Source organism: Rufibacter sp. JT20002, assembly GCF_056491185.1.
In genome coordinates this window covers 586593-606946 of sequence record NZ_JBSZJY010000003.1, presented here as the reverse complement: position 1 = coordinate 606946, position 20354 = coordinate 586593, and the positions used below count along the sequence as shown (strand labels likewise).

Genomic DNA, 20354 nt, shown 5'->3' with positions numbered 1-20354 from the left:
CTGAATTTACACACAGAACCCCGGCAGATTCTAAGCATCTGTCGGGGTTCTGTGTGTATGGCTTTGCGGTTTATCCTTTGGTTTTAGAAAACTAGCCAAATACTGGGCAGACCTTTATGAACAGCTAGAGTAAGTCAAAAGGGTTTTACCCTTAACTTTTTTGATTTTGATATCATCAATGGCGTCTGCTCCTACCATCATGCGCTCAATAAGCCAGTACGCTTCGTTGAAGGAAATGCTGAACGTGTATTCCATATCTCCGCAGCCATCACCCCAGGTAGATTGTGAGACCAATCCCCGCGGGAACGTTCTTACCTCTGTTTCAAAGTCTATTTTCCCACCTTGTGCCATTATGCTCTTTTTAGACGTTTTCAGGGTTGGCTTTCCAAACAAAGTAACCAGCCAAGAGTCCACCTCATAGCTACTGAGTGGCAACCCTTTGAATTTGGAGAGCATTCCTTCAAAAACATACCCTACTGCTTTACCAATGCCCACCTTCACCCAGTGCCCTTGCAGGTTCAGTTTTCCGCCCGCGAAATCAGTTACCGGCACCTGATACGGCTTACTGAATAATGAATCGCCTATTACGGTTACCTGCGTGTTGTAGTCCAACTTAGAAAGAACAGGCGATTGGGAATCAGGTGCTTTTCTCAGATTTAAACCTTTGGTAGGGGCTACAAACAGCTTGTCTCCTGCCTTGTACTTCTCCGCCCCTTCTGTTAGGTGAGGCAAGAAATTGAGGCAAAGAACAAACAGAAAAAGATATAGAATTCGCATAGTAACGAGGAGCGTAGTTGGCTTAAAGTATAGAATAACTTAAAACAGAAGATAAATAGTTGGCTAGCTGATATAGATATAGTTAACTGATAGAGTTTTTATCTCATTTTTAGAAAAGTAATGATATTAATTTTCGGCCTGTTTTCCCAAAGAAGTCCCTAAACGAAACTTACAGTTTCCACAGCATTTCATATTGGCCAAGCAGTTCACCCATTTGCCGGTTCTTCAGAAAGCGCAACAATGTCTCCCCTTTGGCATCGACGTTAATCACGCTCACCACTGGCGAGGAGGTAGCGGAAACCAGATGCTGCAACAATGCCTGCCCCACCCCTTTTTTCCGCCAGGCAGGAGCCACCGCTAATTGACCAATGGCCCCGGTTAAAGGGTACACCATACCATAACCCACGCAGATACCCTGCACCCGTGCCTCTACGATCTGCACATCGGCAACGGTCCGCTCAATAGCTCCGATGTGAAGGTGCCAACTGGGCTCCACATCCCAGAACGTTTGGTATAGCTCCCAATCAGGTATTGCAACCTGTTGAAAGGTCATTTCTTTAAGGGTATGGTCATGCCAGTGTAAGTCCGCTTTCTTGTCCCGGAAAACATGGAAGGACCTGGTCACCTCAAAGCCTAACTTCTGGTAAATCGCCAGGGCTCGCTTGTTCTCCTGGATCACCTCTAACAGGCACTGCTCCACTCCCTGCGCTTGAAGCACAGGCAACCCAAAATCATACATTCTCGGGACCAATCCATTTCCCCGGGCCCTGCTCACCACTCCGGTCCCGCTGTTATAAGCGGTCTTTTTGCCTTGCCAATCACCTGGGCATTGAAAGATAAACCCTACCGGTTCACCCTGGTCTATCACCAGCGGCGACAAGGCTAATTGGGTACCATCGCGCCGAAGTTTCAATTCCATCACTTCCGGCGAAAGGGTGAAAGGTTGAATGTAATCTGAAAAGGCGGCGTTGAAGAGGGTGCACAACTGGTCAACTGACAGATTTTGGGCAAAGTCAAACTGCATAGGCGAAAACAAGGATGAGGAAAGCCAAATAACAAAACGAAAGATCAGAATCAAAACAGGCAAGTGGCTTTCTCTTAGTCAACCAAAACTTTTCGATCCATTTGCAGAAAGGAATTAGTCCGAGGCGAGCAGTTCAAAACATCTAATTTCTGGCAGCTGGGTGTCCTTATTACCTAAGTGGTGGACTTTCCCGGCAAACTAAACTAGCCTGAACAAGAAAAAAAGGAACGGATAGTCATTGCTTTGTTGTTCGTGGGTTTGGCGTTTTAAGGCGGTTTTCATAAATATATCCTTAAAATGAACGGCGGATGGCAAAGGCAATCGTGCCTGCCTATTCGGATTTAGTTATTATATTTGTTAATTAGGCTCTCAGTATTTTCCGTAGAAAGGCTGTGATAAGTCCGTTGCACCAAGGCCTCTTCGCCCTAATACATTTGTATTCAGGAGGATGAATGACCTTCTTTTTGGCGCAGGTACTTTGCTTTTCCGGTAAGTGGAGTTTTATTTTTTTGAAAACAGGAATTATCTATATAAAGGAAATTGACCCGTGGGATGTAGTTCATGTTCTAGTGGCGGCTGCGGCACCAAAACCACCTCTGCCGATGGCAGCGAGGTAGTAGCGGGCTGCAAAAGCAACGGCGGTTGCAGCACGGGAGGCTGTAACCGATTAAATGTATTTGATTGGCTCTCAGACATGGAGATTCCTGTGTCTTTTAAAGAGTTTGATATAGTAGAGGTTCGTTTCAAAGGCGGCCGCAAAGAGTTTTTCCGGAACGTAAACCGTATTCCGCTCATCACCGGCGATGCCGTGGTGGTAGACGTACCTAACGGGCACCACATTGGCCACGTGTCATTGAAAGGCGAGTTAGTGCGCCTGCAGATGAACAAAAAGAAGGTTCAGAACAACGACGAGATCAGAACCATCTACCGCGTGGCCACCGAGAAAGACATGGAGAAGTTCAACCTCGCCCGCGAGCAGGAACCGTCTACCATGTACCGCGCCCGGGCCATTGTGCAGGAGCTCAAGCTTAAAATGAAGCTCTCAGACGTAGAGTACCAGGCCGATAAAACCAAGGCCACATTCTTCTACTCCGCTGATGACCGCGTAGATTTCAGGGAACTGATCAAGAAACTGGCCGAGGAATTCAAGGTACGGATTGAGATGCGTCAGATCAGCCTGCGGCACGAGGCCGGCCGGTTGGGTGGTATTGGGTCCTGCGGCCGTGAATTGTGCTGCTCTACCTGGCTTACTGATTTCAGAAGCGTGTCTACCACTGCGGCGCGTTACCAAAACCTGTCGTTGAACCCCAGCAAGCTTTCTGGCCAGTGCGGGCGTCTCAAGTGCTGCCTTAACTATGAGCTAGAAACGTACATGGATGCCCTAAAGGACATCCCTAACGTAAACCGTCCGCTGCAAACCAAAGCTGGTGACGCCTTCCTGCAGAAGACCGACATCTTCCGCCGGATCATGTGGTTTGGCTACCGCGGTGATAGCAACTGGTTTCCGGTAACTGTGGAGCGCGTGCACGAGGTCTTGAAGATGAATGCTGCCGGAGAGATGCCGGAGAACCTGGCTGAGGAAGTGAAAAAGCAGCAACCAGAAGTGGTGGACTTTGTGGAAGCCCTGGAAGGTAACCTGGACCGTCTGGACGAGCAATACAAAACCAAGAAAAAGCGCAACAAGAAAAAGAATAAAAACGGGGGTGCCGCCCCTGCCCCTACTGCAACCGAGGTACTTGCCCAAGCAGCCCCTACCCCAGAAGTGCGCAGAGACCGTCCTTCTGGCCGGGCGCAAGGAGAACCAAAATCCCGCCCAGAGCGCAACGGAAACAAACCCGGAGGAAACGAAAACAGACCTCCAAAGCCAGAGCGTGAGCCGCAGGCGAAAGGCCAACAGCCGCAAGGCAAACCTCGTCCTGAGCGCGACCAGAACCGTCCGCCTAAAGAAAACCGGCCACCTCGGGCAGACCGTCCGCAGGGCAACCGTCCGCCGCAGCAAAACAAACCTCAACCGGCAAACACCCAGCCTACGGCAGCAGTCGGCGTTTTAGCCCCTGAAAAACCAGAAGCCGGGCCAAGACCAGAGGGAGAACAACGCAGCAGACGGAACCGCAACCGAAACAACCGGAACAGACGACCGGGTAACCCAGAGGCCGGAGTGCCCAAAGTAGAAGGATGATGAGAAAACGTTTTCGTTTTTTAGTAGCACTATGTAGCCTTGGCTTATTCCTGGGAAGTTGTGATGCGAATCGCGTATTTGAGGAAAACCAGGATATTCCAGACAACCAGTGGCCGGTAAAGCTGGCGCCGGTGTTCAGCTTTGAGATCACCGATACCACCCAGCAGTACAACGTTTTTTTTAATGTGCGCAACGCCTTGCATTACCCGTTCTACAACCTGTATCTACGGCATTTTCTGGTAGGCCCAGATGGTAAACAGGTCAACTCCATGCTGCATGAAATGTACCTGATGGACCCTAAGACGGGTGAACCCAAAGGCAACGGCACTGGTGATATCTTTGACCATCGGTTCAGGGGGCTCAAGAATGTACGGTTTCAGCAGGCCGGGAAATATCAGCTTAAACTAAACCAGTACATGCGCCAAGACCCCTTACCAGGAATCATGTCGGTGGGTGTGCGGGTAGAGAAGGCGGCCCAATAGTTAACATAAATAAAAATTTCTTCAAGTCGTTTCTGGCCTGATTTTCGCAAATCAAGCTAGAAACGACTTTTTTGTTTTAAAAACCCGTCAAGCTGATAATGGGTATTTCTACAGGGGCAACCCTAGCCGTAAAAAACAGTACTTGTACGAACCGACCAATTTTGAAAGCATGAAAACAGCCCTTGAGCTACTTGGCGGAATCGCTATTGTAGCCTCCTTGCTCACTCTTGTAAAGAGCACCAACTGGTGGATACGAATACTGGACTTTCCCCGGGTACAGGTGGCTTTGCTGAGCGTGTTGGTGTTGGGGTTATATGGTTGGCTTTACGGCTTTGAGTTGCTTTCCCAGAAGATTTTTGCGGGCTTGCTGCTTCTGGCCATCATCAATGAGCTGGTGCATTTCTACAAGTTCACCCCGCTTGTAAGGGTACAGGCACTCAGATCAAAAATCAAGGCGCCTAAAAACTCCTTCGGGATCATGATTTCCAACGTACGGATGTCTAACACCCGCTTTGACCGCTTTCTGAAGGTAGTAAAGGAAAACGACCCAGATTTGCTGCTCATCAATGAGCCCAACCATGCTTGGGCCAACGCCATTTCTGAGTTAGATGACCAGTATCCGTACTGCATCAAAGAGCCGCTGGAGAACACCTATGGTATGATGTTCTACAGCAAGTTCAAACTCACCCATACCGAAGTGCGGTACCTGGTAGAGGAAGGTATTCCTTCTTTTTACATGATCGTTGAGTTGCCCACCGGCAAAAAGTTTGACCTCTTCACAGTACACCCGCAGCCACCTCACTTAAACAAAGACACAGATACCCGGGAGGCCGAGTTACTGACTGTTGCCAAAATGGCCAAGGAATCGCCGTATGCTAGCATTGTGATTGGAGACTTGAATGATGTGGCTTGGTCTTACACCACCAACTTGTTTAGAAAAATAAGTGGCTTGTTGGACCCCCGCATTGGGCGGGGTTTCTACAATACTTATAATGCCTTTGTTCCTTTCTTCCGGTACTCATTGGACCATATTTTTTACGACCCGGCATTCAGGCTCATCAGGATGAAACGGCTGCCGTTCTTCGGGTCAGACCACTTCCCTATGTTTGTTCGGTTGAACTATGAGCCTTTGGAAGCGGATGAACACGAGGTGCCTGTACCTGATGCCGAGGAAAAAGAAGATGCCGAAGAACTGCTCAGTAACCTGGAAGTGAACGAGGAACCCACCAGCACTACTACCTTGCAGAGTGGAGTAACCGAGAAGCAAACAGTAAACAGTGTGCTGCCAGTAGAAAGACAGCCAAAATCACCGGAAATCTCCTAACCTAGATTCTCGGATATTCTTAAACTCCAAGGGCACTTACAATTCTTACCACCTGCCACCAGAACGTTTCTCCTTTTGTTGAGATGTTTTGGTGGCATTTTTTATTCTGCCAGACCAGACTAAGAACAAAATACCTCGTAAAATTAGGTACATTCTTTTTTACCTCTTTTTCAAAAAGTAACAGGAAAGAATACCCTTAAAAATCATTTTCATAATTCTACCTTAAAAACTGACACATCTTTTAAGGGTATTCTCCAATTAAATCTTCATGGATTAAAAATTCGCAATGAATGAGTTAACCATGCAAACACCCGTTCGTATAGTATAAACACTTGCCTTTGAAATGGGTACAACCCCCGCGTCTGAGGCAAGTGTTTTCATCACACCATTCTATAACTAAAACAAAGGAGATTTAACCATGAAAGACAATCAAAAAGAGCAGCAAAATAACAACCAAGGCTCTTCTACTTCTGGCTCAGGAAGTGGTATGGGAACCAACGCTTCCGCCTCCTCTTCCGGTGCATTGGGCAGCAGCTCAACTTCAGGTACTACTTCCGGATCTCTGGGTTCTCAGGGTGGTTCTGGTACCCAAGGCACTTCTGGTTCCACCTCCGGTGCCTCTGGCATGAGCGGTTCAGGTTCAGGATCTGGCGCAGGTGGCAGCACAGGTACAGGCAGCACTTCATCTCCAACTGCTTCTACAGGCTCATCCTCAACTTCTAAAACAGGCGCTTCAGCCTCTTCTCCAGATACAGCTTCAGGTAAGAAAAGCAGCGGAAGCAAATCTACCGCTTCTACCTCCAGCACCCCAAAAGCCGGTTCCAAATCAGGCTCTTCTACAACCGCCAAAGCCTCCGGCGATAAATCTGGCTCAAGCAAATCTGGCCAATCCGGCTCTTCTTCAGACAACAACGCATCTGGTTCAGCAGCCTCTATGGGCAGCGGCATGGGATACGGCGGCTCACAAGGCGGCGAGTCCAGAAACCAAGGCAGCTCTTCTATGAGCGGCATTAGCGGCGGCGGAAACTTCAACGGCGACCAAGGCGGTTACGGCTCACAAGGTGGTGGCCAGGGCGGTTATGGTGGTCAGGGCAACAGCGGCAGCTTTGGCGGCGGCAATTCCTGGAACAACCATGATGACCAACACAACCGTTACGGCGGGCAAGGCGGCGGAAACTACGGTAACCAAGGTGGCTCCAATTATGGACAAGGCGGATATGGCGGCCACAGCAACCAAGGCGGCTCTAACTACGGACAAGGCGGTTACGGCGTATCTATGGGCCATTCACAAGGTGGTCAGGGTGGATACGGCGGCTCTGGCATGGGCAGCAACCCGTACGGCATGAGCTCACAAGGAGGCTACGCCGGCAACTCTTCCCGTTCAGAATCTGACCGCGGCGGTTATTCAAATTATGGTGGCTCTGGCTACTACGGAAACCAAATGGGCTACGGCACTGAGAGCGGCTACGGCATGCACGGTGGCGGAGGCCAAGGCAGCGGTCATGGCGGGTACAGCCAAGGCTACAGCAATCAGCAAGGCGGCTCTTACGGCTCCATGGGCTCTAGAGGCGGCTCTTACAGCGAAGAATATGGCTCACGTGGCGGCTCTTCCCGCGGCGGTCAGGGCTATGACGGAAACTCAGATTATGATGGTGGCTACAGCCAAGGCGGAAACAGTTACAGCACCCAGTACGGCGGTGGCTCTGGTCGCGGCGGCAGCAACTACGGCTCGCATGACATGGGCTCTAGAGGAGGCTATGGCGGATCTTCCGGTTCTGACATGGGCTCACGTGGGGGCTATGGCTCACCACAAGGCGGTAACCAGGACTGGCAAGGTGGCGGCAGCTCACGTGGCCAAAACCGGGGCGGCGACAACAGCGGCTATGGCTCTATGAGCGGCGGAAGCGGCCAAGGTGGTTACAGCACGCATAATTCACAAGGCGGTGACTTTGGTTCTCGTTCTGCCCAAGGTGGCTACGGCTCTATGGGCGGTGGAAACTACGGGGGCTCTTCTTATGGTGCCAGCCAAGGATCACAAGGCGGTAACTACGGACAAGGTGGTCACGGCGGCGGAAGCTTTGGCGGATCTAACTACGGCAACATGGGCAATGACATGGGCTCACGCGGTGGCTACGGCTCTTCCGGAACCGGTTCTAGAGGAGGCGGATTTGACCACGATCGCGGCCACGGCGGTGCCTCTACCGGTGGCGGCTACGGCGACCAATCACGTGACTACGGCATGGGCGGATACGGCCAAGGTGGCAGCAGCTACGGCGGTTCCAGCGGATACGGCTCTACTTCTACCGGCATGGGCTCACGCGGCGGCTATGGCAGCCAGGGCGGACAGTCTAGCTACGGTGGCGGCGGATCTGGTTACGAGAACCGTTCAAGATACGGCAACTCCAATGACCATGACGATGATCGCTCCAGCGGAAACAACCGTAACGGAAACTCTTCCCGCGGTGGATCTTCCAGAAACGACCGTGACTAAGGTCTAAATAAACCATTCAAACAAAAAGCCCCGTCTAGATTGGCGGGGCTTTTTGTTTATCTATATATCTTGGTAAATAAGAAATAAGCAGCCTTCCATTAAAAAAAACAGAACCCGTTCTAAAGCTCTTTTCCTGAAAAAAGCTTTGAAACGGGTTCTGCTTTTTAATTCTCTAAAAGACTCTAAAAACAGTCATGGTAGGTTTTGGCGAACTCCTCAAAGGTATGTGGGGCTCGGCCTATTACCTCTTGCACATCGCTTGTCACCCCAGAGGCATAGCCAGCCTTGGAGATCGCATTCAACTCTAGTAGGCTTTCAGTTATCCAATCTGGCAGACCATTTTGCCTCATGGCATTGCGGGCTGCTTCTTCGGGCACGTCTATGTACTGGATGGTGCGGCCGGTGGTTCTGGAGAAAATCTCGGCGATCTCATGACCAGAAAGAGCTTGGGGTCCGGTTAAGGTATAGGCTCTACCTGCGTGCTGGTCTGGGTTAATCAGGATTTCGGCGGCTACATCGCCAATGTCCCGCACGTCAATGTAGGACACCCGACCGTTCCCCAAGGGCTGGTAAAAGGCATTTTCCTGCTTGATGCTGTGCGCGTATTGGTTTACAAAATTCTGCATGAAAGAACCGGGGCGCAGCATGGTATAATTAATTCCGGTGTTTTTGAGGTAATCCTCGGCTTGCCGGTGCCATTTCCCCAGTTGGATGCCAGGCTCTGCTTCGGCCCCGCTGGCCGAGAGGCGAACCACGTGCCGCACACCCGCAGCCTGGGCAGCATCTATCATTTTTTGGGCCATTTCCACCTGATCAGCGGTGAAGGGAGTAATCAGGAAAGCGGTGGTCACCCCGGTAAAAGCAACCGCCAGACTCTCGGGCCGGTCAAAGTTGATTTCCACCAGTTCCACGCCGGGTAGGCGTTTCAAGATATCTCCCTTGATGAGAGACCGCACTCCGGCCCGCACATTGTTTCCTAAGGCAGAAAGGGCTTCCACGGTAGCAGAACCAACGGTGCCGGTAGCGCCGGTCACTAAGATGATATTAGACATGCTGTTCAGATTAAAGGTTGGCGAACAGGGAGACTTGTCCCTTATTTATACTCTTCAACGAAAAACAGGCAGGTGCGTTTCTCCCTTGTTTTTACAGAAACAAGGGTAATCCAATAATGCCCCAACTCCTACCAGATTCTTTAGGGCAAAAAAGAAACCGGCCCAAAGACAAAAACAGGGTTCACTGCATTTCGCCTTCAGACCGGTAAGTCAGGGGAACAGGTTGGTTTCTACAGAAACAAGAGCAGTTGGTTTACTGCCCATTTAGAGAAATCAAGCTTGAAAAACTATTTCTTCAAACTGAGCATGAACAGACGGCCGGCCTCGTTGGAGATCATCATGTCCGTGTCGTTCACGAAAACCAACCCCTCGGCCTGGCCAACTTTGCCCAACGGAATCTGCTCTTTCTTGCCTTTGAAGGTTTGCTCGGGGCTGTCAGCGTCAAACAGGTAGGCCCAGCCTTCGCCTAAAAGGGCAATGTGGCGGCCATCCGGCGAGATATCGGCGGCGGTGATTTTGGTGCTGATCTGGACACTGTCTAATGGCGTCACGGTTTGAGCAGCCCCCGGTTGGTTGGCTACTTTGTAGAGCTTCACCCAGTCGCCTTTGCCGCGGTTTTTGGTGAACAGGTAGAAGGCGTTGTTGTGCATGAAAAAGCCTTCCACGTCAAAGTTCAGGTTCTGCTTTGCCGGCGGAAACTCAGTCTGGTCAGCGTATTTGAACGGAATAGCGCCGACTACTTTTTTAGACTTCTCGTCAATCTTCAGAATCTGCAGATCCTGGCGGGTATTCTCGTTGTTGCCTATATCGCCAATGTACAGGAACCCGTCATTGCCCCGGGCCACATCTTCCCAGTCGTTGTTTTTGGCGCCTTGCACGTTCATGGTCTCCAGCAGCTCGCCAGATTGGTTCACCTTGTACAATACCGCCTCATTGCCCGCGTCTGGGTGGGTCCAGAAATTACCGTCAGCGGAGGCTTCCAAGCCAGAGCTCTCGGGCACAGATTTCTTGCCCATTTTGCTCACCTCCAGCAGTTCATAGTTATTGTTGACGGCAAAGCCTTCAGAGGCCGGGTTCTTGTCTTTCTTTTTCTTGCCTTCTTTTTTGGTAGAGGTCTCCGCGGTGCTTTCCTCTGATTTAGCCGCTCCTGAGTCACAGGCCACGGCAATGAGCAGGCAAAGCCCCACGCTGATCTCTAGTAGTTTATCTTTCATCATATTCGTACAGTTCGGTTAGTTTCTGCCAGACCTGTTCGGGCTGGTTCCAGAACTGACGACTGTACACGGCTCCGTATTTCCAGCCCCGGGCTTTGAGGCGTAAGGGCACATCGGCGTGCGAGGCTTTGGCGGAAGGTCTCCGGAAGTACAAATCGTCGTCCGTTAACACTACGGCCTTATACTGATTGCCGTTACGGAAAGTAAGGTCTGCGAAGGGGAGTTCTAACGACAAGCCCGTTTTTGTACCATTTTCTCCAAACTCCTGCAGCAACGCCGGGTACAGCAGCAACGCCGACGGGATGTTCGCTGGAGGCGAAGGTTTGGGCGTGAACCCATTCTCGCTTACCTCGCGGGCAAAGGCCAGGTACTCCCGCAGCAACCGCGGACCGGGGTGTTTCACGTTCTCCGTCGGGAACTGCTCAGGCCAGAGGCTGGTGACCACGTACACCCGCTTGATGGCGCGCGTGATTGCCACGTTGAGCCGGTTCTCGCCTTTAGCAGCGTTCAAGCTCCCAAACATGGCCCGTACCACACCGCTGGAATCCGGCGCGTACCCAATGGAGAAGATGATGTACTGCCGCTCATCGCCCTGTATGTTTTCAATGTTCTTGATGATGAGTTCCTCGGGCAATTTCCTGTTCTGAGCCAGGGCGGCCTCTTCCAGTAAATCCTGCACCAGTTGTTGCTGCGGGAAGTTGAAGGTGATCACCCCGATGTTGGTTTCGCCCTTGCGCATCAGCTCCAAGACCAGATCCCGCACGCGCTCGGCCTCTACCCTGTTAGTTTGGTTTTCCCAGACGCCTTCTACCTTCAGATATTGCAAGGCAGGCTCAGCGGTGTTCATGGCCTCCAGCTTAGGGATGAGCTGCAGTTTGTGGCGGTAGAAATGCTGGTTAGAGAACTGGATCAGTTCTGGGTACTGGCTGCGGTAATGCTCAGAAAGCAACGTCTGGGGCAAATGCAGCGCACTCAATTGCAACAAGGACTCAACCAGCAGTTCCTCGGTGTCATCCTCGTCTACCCCGAAGCGCACCCGGTACAAGTCTGACGGCCCCAACTGCTGTTCATCCCCGGCAATCACAGCCTGGTTGGCCCTGATCATGGCCGGAATTCCTACCTCGGCGAAACACTGCGAGGCCTCATCAAAAATCACCAGGTCAAAGATGCGCTCCAACGGAAACAAGGCCGACACGGTCTCCGGCGAAGCCAGCCAGCACGGCAGCAGTTGCCTGATTTCCTCGCCAAACTCTGCGTTGAGCTTGCGCAGCGGGAACAGCATCCGTTTTTTACTTACCTGCGTGAGCAAACGGCGGTACGTAACCGGGTTACCCAGGCGGTTATACTCCATGTTTTTGTAGGTCTGTTCACGCAAGTTGAGCAAGATAATCTGGCGGCTCAGTTCGGCTTTCTGTTTGATTTTTTCTTGGAGTTCGGTTTCCAGACGTTCCAGTTCGCCGGTGCTCACAATGGTAAGTACCGGGGAGCGGCTTTCCAGATGCTGTACCCAAGCTAGTAGAATGCTGTTTTCCAAGGCCTGCAACTGAGCTTCAACGCTTTGCGGTACGGCGGCACGCAGTTCATCCAGCCAGGCTCTTAGTTCCGGGGACAAGGTTTGCACCAACTCGTCAAAAAGCACCATCCGGTCAAAGTGCTCGGCCAGTGCTTGGGTCATTCTTTGGGTAGCCGAGGCATCGGTTGCAATCACCTCAATCTGCGAAGGCGTCAGCCAGCGTTCCCAGTCACGCACCTGCTCCTGCAACGCGTGGAGTTTTGGCAGTGTTTGGCTTAAAACAGCCCTGAAACGCTCTGCGGGCATCAGCAACAAAGCATCGGGCAGCACGTCATAGGCAAGGAGCCGCTGAACGATTTTCCGTTGCTCCCAGGCCTGCTGCAAAGCCGATAGCTCCTGCGAGGCCTCTGAACTAAAGAAGTCTGCCGGAATCTGGATGGTGGGCTCAAGGGTCTGCAGGCCTTGCCACTGAGTTTGCAAAGCTTGCCACTGGTTCAAAGCGATTCTCAGGTGCTCTACGGCGGTGTCTGAATTGGTCAGGCCCTTGCTCTCGGCAAAGGCAGCCAGCTTCTTTTTGTCAGCGGAAAAGCTCCACTGGATTTTGCTTAGGAAACCGCTCTGGGCTTGGTCATACGCTCCCAGCAGTTGGGACATTTGCTGAGCCTCTGCTTGGGTAAGCCTGACCTGCGCACTGGTGGTGTCTTTCTGTAACTGGGCTATGTGCGCCTCGCGCTGCTTGTACTCCTTGGTTTGGGCCAGGTTCCCGAAAAATAGGCGCGAAACCGCTTTGTCTTCCAAGGCTTGCTGCACAGACGTGAGCGTAGGTAATTCCTGCATCAGGGCCTGCAAAGCGTCCCACGGCTCGGCTTGGGACGGGAGCAATTCCTGCACCTGCCCAGCCACTTCCCTCGCCGTAGCTGGAATCTGGGTAAGAAGTTGCGTGAGTTTTTGGCGCTCGGCCCAGGTATGCAAATGGAAGGAACGACGTTCGTTCCACGGGAAATCAGGGCTTTGCAGTAGGACGGCATCTTGCAGGTAATGCAGCAGGCGCGGCCGCCACTCCTGCCAGGTAGTGGCGTTGAAGGCCAGGTAAATGCTTTCGGCGGGCAAATGCGGCGCCCGCGGGTTGCTGCGTAAATACAGTTCCTTCGGTGACCACCCACAGGTTTCGGTGTCAAACAAAGCTTCCTTCAGGCTGTTCAGCCGATCTGAGATTTGGTTGATGCGACGGCTAGTTTCCAGAAATTGGCGCTCGGCTTGGATATTGCCCAAGGCCACGTTTTGCCGCTGGTACTCTTCTACCTGCTCAATCTGCTGCCGGATTTTAGCGAAAACCGCAGGGCGGTCCAAGTTCAGGTCATGCACCAAGGCCGAGAATTGGTCTAGGCCGGTGGTAGACAAGCGCTGGTACACCACGTCTAAAGCCGCCCGCTTCTGGCAGACAACCAGCACGCTTTTACCCCGGGCCAGGTAATCAGACACCAGGTTACAGATGAGCTGCGATTTTCCGGTGCCCGGCGGGCCCTGCACCACCACGCTCTGCCCCGCTTTCACCTGCCGCAACGCTGCCTCTTGTGAAGAATCTGCGTCAAAGGCGGTGAAAAGTTGCTGCTCAAGTTGGGCTTGGGCGGCGTTTATTTCGGTTTGGGGCAAAAGCAGTTCTTCCAACGTTTCTACCGGAGGGTTTTCCAGCAGGTCATCGTAATCAGCGAGTTGGTAGGAACCTGCTTGGGGAAAAATACCTAGCACTGCCTCGGGCTGGAGTTTCAGTTGTCCAGGTTTCCAGGTTTTCTCCAGTTCTTCGCGTTTATAGGCTTTAAACGGCTGCAAAGCATCTTTCATCAACTCTTGGTTGAAGTTGATCTCCAGATTACTTGCTTTTAGAAGTTCATAGAGTTTGGTCCGGAACTGGAGGTCATCGGAAGGAAACTCGTCAAAGTCTTCCTCCATGAGGGCCTCGTCTGGCGTGAGGTTCAGGTAATGCGCATAAGCAAGCAGAAAGCTTTTGTTGAAGAAGCCCGGTGTGTCCTCGGGGCGCACCAGCTGCCACTGGCGTTTCTCGTTTACTCGCAGCTCCACCGGAAAAAAGATCAAGGGGCAGCGCACCAACGTTCCGTCGGGGAAAGCACCCTCCACGAAGGGCCAACCCACAAACAGCTCTTTCGCGCCCCGCTCTTCCCAGATCATGTGCGCCCGGCGCTGAATGGTTTTCAGGCTTTTGGTAAGTGGGGCTAGGGCGGCGTCACGGGCATCGGCTACCTCGCACAAGGTCAGATTCTGCTTTCCGGCCAACAAGTCTTTCACGTACTCATAAGACGGGCCTTTGTAGGCGTAATCCAGGGCGTGGACATCCAGGTGCAGACTGGCCGAGGGCTTGAGCAACACCAGGGAACGGTTAGAGCCACTGAGGTTCAGAAGCCGGCGTTGGTATTGCTTGAGCAGGTGCGGAAGTGACGTTGCGGGGTTGGTCATCTGGTATTTTCAGAAACGGGAAAGTGGGTTTTGGCAGAAGCAATACTTCTACCTTGGAGTAAACTGCTTTAAAAGGAAAACGGTTACTTTCCCGGGTTGGTGTGCCAGGCAGCAATTGCCCTACCCTCCTGTTGCAACAGAATACTTCCAGTTCTGAAAATTAAAGATTGTGCATGGGATTCCAAAAGCAGGCGCAAAGGCAAATGTACCTTCCCAAAGAAGACACCAATAATTCGAGGGATTAGGAAAAGCACCTCCCTTCTTCCTTTAGCATCCATGAAACTCCCCAACGGCTACTCTGCTGCGGTAGAATTGGGTAAGGGCAGCGGGAGGTGGATGCTGATGGTGGTGCCGTGCTCCGGGGCCGAGTCAATGTCTATGGTCCCGTTTAACAGCTGCACCCGATCTTTTATGGACTTAAGGCCCATGCCATTGGTTTTGCTTTTCAATTCTGTAGGGACAAAGCCTTTGCCATTGTCTTCTGCCTCTAACACAAGGGCTCCCCGTTGCTCGCGCAACAATAACCCGGCCTGGGTGGCCCGCGAATGCTTTACAATGTTGTTTGCCAACTCCTGGGCGATGCGGTACACCGCTAGCTCCATATGCTTTTCAAGCGGGGTATGTAGGTTGAAGACCCAGCATTTCAGTTTCAGGTTCTTGCTGGTTAAGGTAGCGCAAATGTCTTTGATGGCCGCTTGCAGCCCTAAATCTGATAAAGGGGTGGGAATTAATTCATGCGATAGGGTGCGCGTCTGCTGAATGGCTTTTTCCAGGATGGCATCTGCTTTGGTGGTCATTTCAAGTAACTGCTTGTTATGCAGAATATCTTCTTCCCTGATGATTTGGTTCAGGTTAAGTTTGGCCGCGTACAGCAACTGGGCGATGCCGTTGTGCAGGCCCTCGGCAATCCGGCGCCTTTCCTCATCCTGCGTATTCAAGATGGCCAGGAGCAATTCTTTCTGTTGGTTCAGCCTGATGGTGAGGTTCTCTTCTTCCAGCCGGTGCATGTCGGTGATGTCCCAGTTCACCCCCAGCACCTTAGAGGGTTTCCCGTCTGGCCCTGCCACCAGGGTACCTTTCATTTTCTGCCGCCTGATGCCTGAGTACGTATTTAGCCGCAAGGTTTCCTCAAAGGGTTGGGGGTTGTGCAGCAAGGCATGTAAGATGCGCTCGCCAACAGGTTTGTCTTCCTCCACCACAGCCGCCATGAAATTCATCGCCCAAGAGCCTTTGGTCCTGTCTACTTGAATTAGCCGCCCAAGTCCTTCTGACCAAGTGAGGTTTTTGGAAGCAATGTCATATTCCCAACTGCCCATGCCGGCTAATTCCTCCGCCTGCTGCAGAATGTTGAGGTGTTTCCTAATCTCAGCTTCGGCTTGCTTGATTTGGGAGATATCACGGCCAATAGATAAAACTGTCTCCACAGTGCCGTCCGGGGCAAACTCAGGCACCAGCCGGGCCAGGAGGTTGATTTGTCCCTCTGGAGTTGGTAAATCGCAGGAGTGGTCCATCGGCTGACCGGTCGCAAATACGGTATTCAGACTTTCGGCGAAAGGCAGAGCCACTTCGGGCGGAATGCCCATCTCTTGGTTCGTTTTACCTAAGGCTGCCCCGGAGGTAAAACCTAGCTTATGTTCAAAGTTAGGATTGCAATACACCAGGGTGCCGTCCTTCTTCCAACGGGAAATCAAATCGGGCATGTTTTCTACCAACCGCTGGAACTGCTCCTGTTGTTGCTTAATCTCGTAGCGGGCTTTTACCCGTTCTGTCACGTCAAAATACAGAACAACCAGGCCCGTAGGGGCAGGCATGGCGTTGTAGAAAAACCATTTATCCTCATGCGGGCTGTACACTTTTTGCAGCACTTGTTCTTTCTTCTCCACCACCGTGGAGAAAATCTCAGAGATGGCCGACTCTTTGCTGTGGGGCAAGACCTCAAAGTAGTTTTTACCCAGCACCTCGTCTGGTGCTTTGCCCCAAGCTTGATAGGCTTTTCGGTTGGCATACCTGAACTGCAGTTTGTCATCCAACTCGAAACAAACCTCATTGATCGCGTCCAGGATCAGGTCGGCGCGCACCTGGTCGGTGATGTCCTGGATGTTGCCCAGGAATTTCAAAGGCTGACCTTTGTCATCGCATATGACCTTGCCCTTGCCTTCAATGTAGCGCATCTGTCCGTCTGGCCGGAAGATTCGCCGGATGTAATGGTAACTGCTTTTGTTTTGAAGGGCCTGTTCCAGTTTCTGCCTGATGGGGAGCACATCCTCTGGGTGCGTGATGGCATCTATCAGGTCCAGGGTCGGTTCTATAGAATTAGGCTCAAAACCCAACAAGCGGTACATCTCATCTGAGAACTGGAAGGTCAGGGTGGCAACATCGGCTTCATAACTCCCAACTTTGCCCACGGCCTCAGACTGCCGGAGCAGGGCCTCCCGTTCCTCTAGCTTCTCCTGTGCTTTTCTTTGCTCGGTGATGTCTTGCAAAGTGCCGTGCACTTTCCGCTGAGGCTCCGTTTGCACGGTAGCCAGGGTGTGCACCGTCCTTAGTTGCGTATCTGCCCTGACAATTCTATAAGTAAGGTCAAAGTTGCTCTGCCCTTGGTAAAAGTCCTGCATGGCCTTATCAAACCGTGGCCTATCTTCTGGGTGTACAAAGGAGGCAAACTTCTCAAAGGTGGCCGGTTCACTTTGGGGCTCCAGCCCGAAAATGCGGTACAGTTCATCTGACCAAAACAATTCCTGGGCCGGAAGCATGTACTCAAAACTGCCAATATGGCCAATGGCTTGCGCTTCCCGCAGGCGGCGCTCATCTTCTCTTAGAACCTGCTGACTTTGTTGCGCGTGATCTAAACTCTCTTGAAGCACCTTCCGCTCTGAGGTAAGGTGTTGCACCTTGTTCTTATTATTGACTTGAGTGGTGACATCCGTTGCTTTAAGGATGATGTAGATTACTTCTCCCGCCTGGCTGAGCACAGGGGTATTTACCAGAAGCAGTTGTCTTTCTTCAAAGCCTCCTCCTTGTTCATCAGGCTTGAGTAGACTGTACTGCTGCACGGCCATCTGGTGGGGCCTTTTAGACTCTACTACCTTTTGCAAGGAGGCCTGCAGGTGGGTAGCGGCACCGTTCAACTGGTTGGCGAGGTTCTCAGGGAAAACGTCAAACAGGTATTTTCCTACGAAGGCTTCGCGCTTGCGGTGGGTAAGCGCGAGAAAAGCCTGCGTCACCATCTGAACTTTGAGATCAGGCGACAGTACCAGGTACGGGTCTGGCGCGGACTCTACTATCTGCACCAGAACAGAGGGTTCAGTTGTCTGGTCTACCACCTTTATTAACTGCCTCATAAAACTGGTTTCCTTAGGTTACAGATGAGTTTATTGCCTATTTTTTCGCATTCAGGTCAAAACCGTTAAGCTGCCGGTATGTTCTGGCATCTACTGCTTATGACGTGCCTCAAGAGTAGACAATTGACGGGTGCCCTACTTGGTGTTATGGAAGGCCAAAGCGTTCATTGGCACCGATTATTAAAATACGTTTTGTTTTTGAAAGCAATACCATCAACAGGCCCTCAACGGGCAAAATGCACTGAATTACACCTATTTACAGTATAAATACGCATCCAACTTTGATCTCCGTGGGCTTTTCTAAACTTCCTTTATCATGGAGGCCTAAAGATGATGGATAGTAGATATCCTCTTTCGAAAAGAGAAGCTCTAGCTTTTTTTAGGTGAAGAACCGCCCCAAAGAAGGTGTCAAACCTCAGGACTGAATTGAAGGAGTTTTTTGAAATTTATTGAATACTCAGGTAAGCCTGCATTTTCTGAAACTTTGCCTCGTCCAGAATCTTTATTTTACGCAGCTCTTCTAAGCTAGGGTACGGCCCGTGCTGGGTGCGGTAATTAACGATGGCTTTGGCCAGACCATACCCAATGTAAGGATGTTGGCGCAACTCCTCAAAGGTGGCAGTGTTCACGTTGATTTTTTTGGGTGCATACGCCTTACCGATAAACCCGTACTTCCGCACACTGTCTACCACCTCGGGCGCCAATCCGTACACCTCTCCTACCTGCTCCACCGAATGGAACCCGCCTATCTTGTTCCGGAAAGCCACAATGCGGCCCGACAGTTTGCTCCCGATGCCTTTGATTTGCTTCAATTCTGTGGTATCGGCGGTGTTGAGGTCAAAGGGTTGCAGTTCCCATTTCTTGCGGGGATATTCGGTTCTGGGCCTGTTTTCAGGAAAAGAGCTTGAAAACGGTTGCCTCTCCCCTGTGTTCCGGGCGTACCCCGGACTTTCATCCGGCAGGGCAATGTACGGGTACCATAGTTGGAAAAGCGAATCGGGTAAGCCGTAGATTCTCTGCAACTGGGCTTTGCTTTTGAAGGCCCCGGCTTTTGCTTTGTAGTTGAGGATGCGCTGCGCAATGTACTTGTTTAATCCTAGCTCCTGCCATTGTTCCACCGTGAGTTCATTGGGGTTGAAACGGTACAGCTTGATGGGTTTGCGCCGGTACGCTAAGTTTCTTTCGGTTTTGGCTTCTTCTACCCGCGCATCTAGCTGCACTACCAGGCTATCAAGAATTTGTTGATCGGCAGTAGGGTCATAGGGAACATCTTCCTGGAAAAGGAAAAAGGGTGCTATCAGAAGCAATAAAATCAGGAAGATGAGAATGAAAAACTGCTTGAGTTCTCGCTGGGAGAACGAAAAGTAATCCTGTATAGCGCGGGCCAAGCGGTTTAGCATAGATGCTTTACTACGGCTAAATATCTTAAAAGTTAAATATTAGAAATTGGTCATTATTTAGTAAGGCTGGCACTAACCTTTTCAAGAAAAAGTACTTCATAGAGTAAAAGCAAAATGCCGTTCTGAGGCTGTTATTAGAAAACAGCCCCAGAACGGCACCTCATTAAAGTAAGTTTATTTTAAATCTGCCCCGCCACAATGGCAATGCTTTCTTTGAAAGTACGTGGTTGGTAGCCCAGCTGTGTTTTGGCTTTGGTAATGTCAAACCCGGTGCGCGGTGGGCGTTTGGCCGGCTGCGTGAAGATAGAGCCATCCACTTCCTCAATCAGGGTTTTATCAAGGTTGAAGTACTCCGCAACTTGTACTGCCATTTGGTGTGGGGTCAGCAGCTCTTCGCCGGAAATGTTGAAAATCCCTTGGGCGTCGTGTTTAGCGGCAAGCCAGCAGCCTTGGGCCAGATCCTCGGCCAAAGTTGGCGTGCGCAGCTGGTCGTTTACTACTTTAATCTGTTTGCCTTGCTCCAGAGAGCCTTTCACCCACAGCACAATGTTGGAGCGACCATAGTCATGCACGATCCCGAAGACCAGCACCGTACGCAGAATGGCCCATTTGCAGGCAGCCTTCTTCACCAGTTCCTCGGCCGCCAGTTTGCTTTCGCCATAGAAGTTCACCGGAGCACCTTCTGCCTCCTCGGTATAAGGGCCGTTTTCACCATCGAAGATAAAATCGGTGGAGACGTGGATGAGGTGCACGCCATGCCGTTCTGAGGCGCGTACCAGGTTCTCCACGGCGTCTACGTTCTGTTTCCAGCATTCCTCACGCTGGCTCTCGCAATCGTCCACGTTGGTCATGGCCGCCGTGTGGATGATGTGCGTAGGCTGAGTTTCAGCAATTACACTTTCCACCATCTCGGCATTGGTCACGTCCATGGGGACGAACGTTACCTGCGGATATAAGGCTGCCAGCTTGTTTTGGCCACGAGACGAGGCAATCAGGTTGATATGAGGTTCTGTGTGCAGCAGGTCGATCAGCTTCTGCCCCAGCAAACCGTTAGAGCCGGTAATGAGGATAGTTTTCATAGTTGG

At 51.5% G+C, this 20354-nt stretch carries 12 protein-coding genes; 4 read left to right on the top strand and 8 right to left on the bottom strand.

All coding sequences use genetic code 11. The features are described from left to right. Nucleotides 1-114: 114 nt before the first annotated feature. On the bottom strand, nucleotides 115-732 hold the full coding sequence (locus tag ACW9SV_RS16440; RefSeq protein ID WP_479557849.1) for an SH3 domain-containing protein: 618 nt from the start codon (nucleotides 730-732) through the stop codon (nucleotides 115-117). 214 nt (nucleotides 733-946) lie between these two features. Next, nucleotides 947-1801 carry an N-acetyltransferase family protein gene (locus ACW9SV_RS16435; protein WP_479557848.1) on the bottom strand — a complete coding sequence of 285 codons (855 nt, stop codon included), beginning with the start codon at nucleotides 1799-1801 and terminating at the stop codon, nucleotides 947-949. Nucleotides 1802-2348: 547 nt separating this feature from the next. On the opposite strand from ACW9SV_RS16435, the gene ricT reads away from it, so the two are divergent. The 4 genes from ricT to ACW9SV_RS16415 all read left to right on the top strand — a co-directional run bounded on the left by ricT (nucleotide 2349) and on the right by ACW9SV_RS16415 (nucleotide 8277). Next, nucleotides 2349-3980, top strand: coding sequence for a regulatory iron-sulfur-containing complex subunit RicT (gene ricT, locus ACW9SV_RS16430; protein WP_479557847.1), 1632 nt, complete (start codon nucleotides 2349-2351; stop codon nucleotides 3978-3980). Further along, nucleotides 3980-4462, top strand: a complete 483-nt coding sequence (locus tag ACW9SV_RS16425) for a gliding motility lipoprotein GldH (RefSeq protein WP_479557846.1) — start codon at nucleotides 3980-3982, stop codon at nucleotides 4460-4462. Before ricT ends, ACW9SV_RS16425 begins: the two co-directional genes overlap by 1 nt. A gap of 169 nt (nucleotides 4463-4631) precedes the next feature. Continuing rightward, the gene (locus tag ACW9SV_RS16420; protein ID WP_479557845.1) at nucleotides 4632-5786 is read left to right on the top strand and encodes an endonuclease/exonuclease/phosphatase family protein; all 1155 of its coding nucleotides are present in this window, start codon (nucleotides 4632-4634) and stop codon (nucleotides 5784-5786) included. A 418-nt stretch (nucleotides 5787-6204) separates the two neighbouring features. Then, nucleotides 6205-8277, top strand: a complete 2073-nt coding sequence (locus ACW9SV_RS16415; protein ID WP_479557844.1) for a hypothetical protein — start codon at nucleotides 6205-6207, stop codon at nucleotides 8275-8277. Nucleotides 8278-8459: 182 nt separating this feature from the next. Here ACW9SV_RS16415 and ACW9SV_RS16410 read toward each other — a convergent pair whose 3' ends face one another. The 6 genes from ACW9SV_RS16410 to ACW9SV_RS16385 all read right to left on the bottom strand — a co-directional run bounded on the left by ACW9SV_RS16410 (nucleotide 8460) and on the right by ACW9SV_RS16385 (nucleotide 20348). Further along, on the bottom strand, nucleotides 8460-9329 hold the full coding sequence (locus ACW9SV_RS16410) for an SDR family oxidoreductase (RefSeq protein WP_479557843.1): 870 nt from the start codon (nucleotides 9327-9329) through the stop codon (nucleotides 8460-8462). Between the two features lie 287 nt (nucleotides 9330-9616). Continuing rightward, on the bottom strand, nucleotides 9617-10546 hold the full coding sequence (locus ACW9SV_RS16405) for a hypothetical protein (protein WP_479557842.1): 930 nt from the start codon (nucleotides 10544-10546) through the stop codon (nucleotides 9617-9619). Further along, a complete protein-coding gene (locus tag ACW9SV_RS16400; RefSeq protein WP_479557841.1) occupies nucleotides 10533-14528 on the bottom strand; it encodes an AAA domain-containing protein in 3996 nt (1331 codons plus the stop codon). The genes ACW9SV_RS16405 and ACW9SV_RS16400 overlap by 14 nt, the downstream gene beginning before the upstream one ends. A 293-nt stretch (nucleotides 14529-14821) precedes the next feature. Next, a complete protein-coding gene (locus tag ACW9SV_RS16395) occupies nucleotides 14822-17869 on the bottom strand; it encodes a PAS domain-containing protein (RefSeq protein WP_479557840.1) in 3048 nt (1015 codons plus the stop codon). Between the two features lie 446 nt (nucleotides 17870-18315). Then, nucleotides 18316-19269 carry a ComEA family DNA-binding protein gene (locus ACW9SV_RS16390; RefSeq protein WP_479557839.1) on the bottom strand — a complete coding sequence of 318 codons (954 nt, stop codon included), beginning with the start codon at nucleotides 19267-19269 and terminating at the stop codon, nucleotides 18316-18318. A 179-nt stretch (nucleotides 19270-19448) separates the two neighbouring features. Continuing rightward, nucleotides 19449-20348 carry an SDR family oxidoreductase gene (locus ACW9SV_RS16385; protein ID WP_479557838.1) on the bottom strand — a complete coding sequence of 300 codons (900 nt, stop codon included), beginning with the start codon at nucleotides 20346-20348 and terminating at the stop codon, nucleotides 19449-19451. Between the last annotated feature and the right edge of the window lie 6 nt (nucleotides 20349-20354).

Excerpts from the sequence above, each read along its gene's own strand:
- ACW9SV_RS16435 (WP_479557848.1), bottom strand. The coding sequence starts at position 1,801 with ATGCAGTTTGACTTTGCCCAAAATCTGTCAGTTGACCAGTTGTGCACC.
- ACW9SV_RS16425 (WP_479557846.1), top strand. The coding sequence starts at position 3,980 with ATGAGAAAACGTTTTCGTTTTTTAGTAGCACTATGTAGCCTTGGCTTA.
- ACW9SV_RS16420 (WP_479557845.1), top strand. The coding sequence starts at position 4,632 with ATGAAAACAGCCCTTGAGCTACTTGGCGGAATCGCTATTGTAGCCTCC.
- ACW9SV_RS16415 (WP_479557844.1), top strand. The coding sequence starts at position 6,205 with ATGAAAGACAATCAAAAAGAGCAGCAAAATAACAACCAAGGCTCTTCT.
- ACW9SV_RS16410 (WP_479557843.1), bottom strand. The coding sequence starts at position 9,329 with ATGTCTAATATCATCTTAGTGACCGGCGCTACCGGCACCGTTGGTTCT.
- ACW9SV_RS16405 (WP_479557842.1), bottom strand. The coding sequence starts at position 10,546 with ATGATGAAAGATAAACTACTAGAGATCAGCGTGGGGCTTTGCCTGCTC.
- ACW9SV_RS16400 (WP_479557841.1), bottom strand. The coding sequence starts at position 14,528 with ATGACCAACCCCGCAACGTCACTTCCGCACCTGCTCAAGCAATACCAA.
- ACW9SV_RS16395 (WP_479557840.1), bottom strand. The coding sequence starts at position 17,869 with ATGAGGCAGTTAATAAAGGTGGTAGACCAGACAACTGAACCCTCTGTT.
- ACW9SV_RS16390 (WP_479557839.1), bottom strand. The coding sequence starts at position 19,269 with ATGCTAAACCGCTTGGCCCGCGCTATACAGGATTACTTTTCGTTCTCC.
- ACW9SV_RS16385 (WP_479557838.1), bottom strand. The coding sequence starts at position 20,348 with ATGAAAACTATCCTCATTACCGGCTCTAACGGTTTGCTGGGGCAGAAG.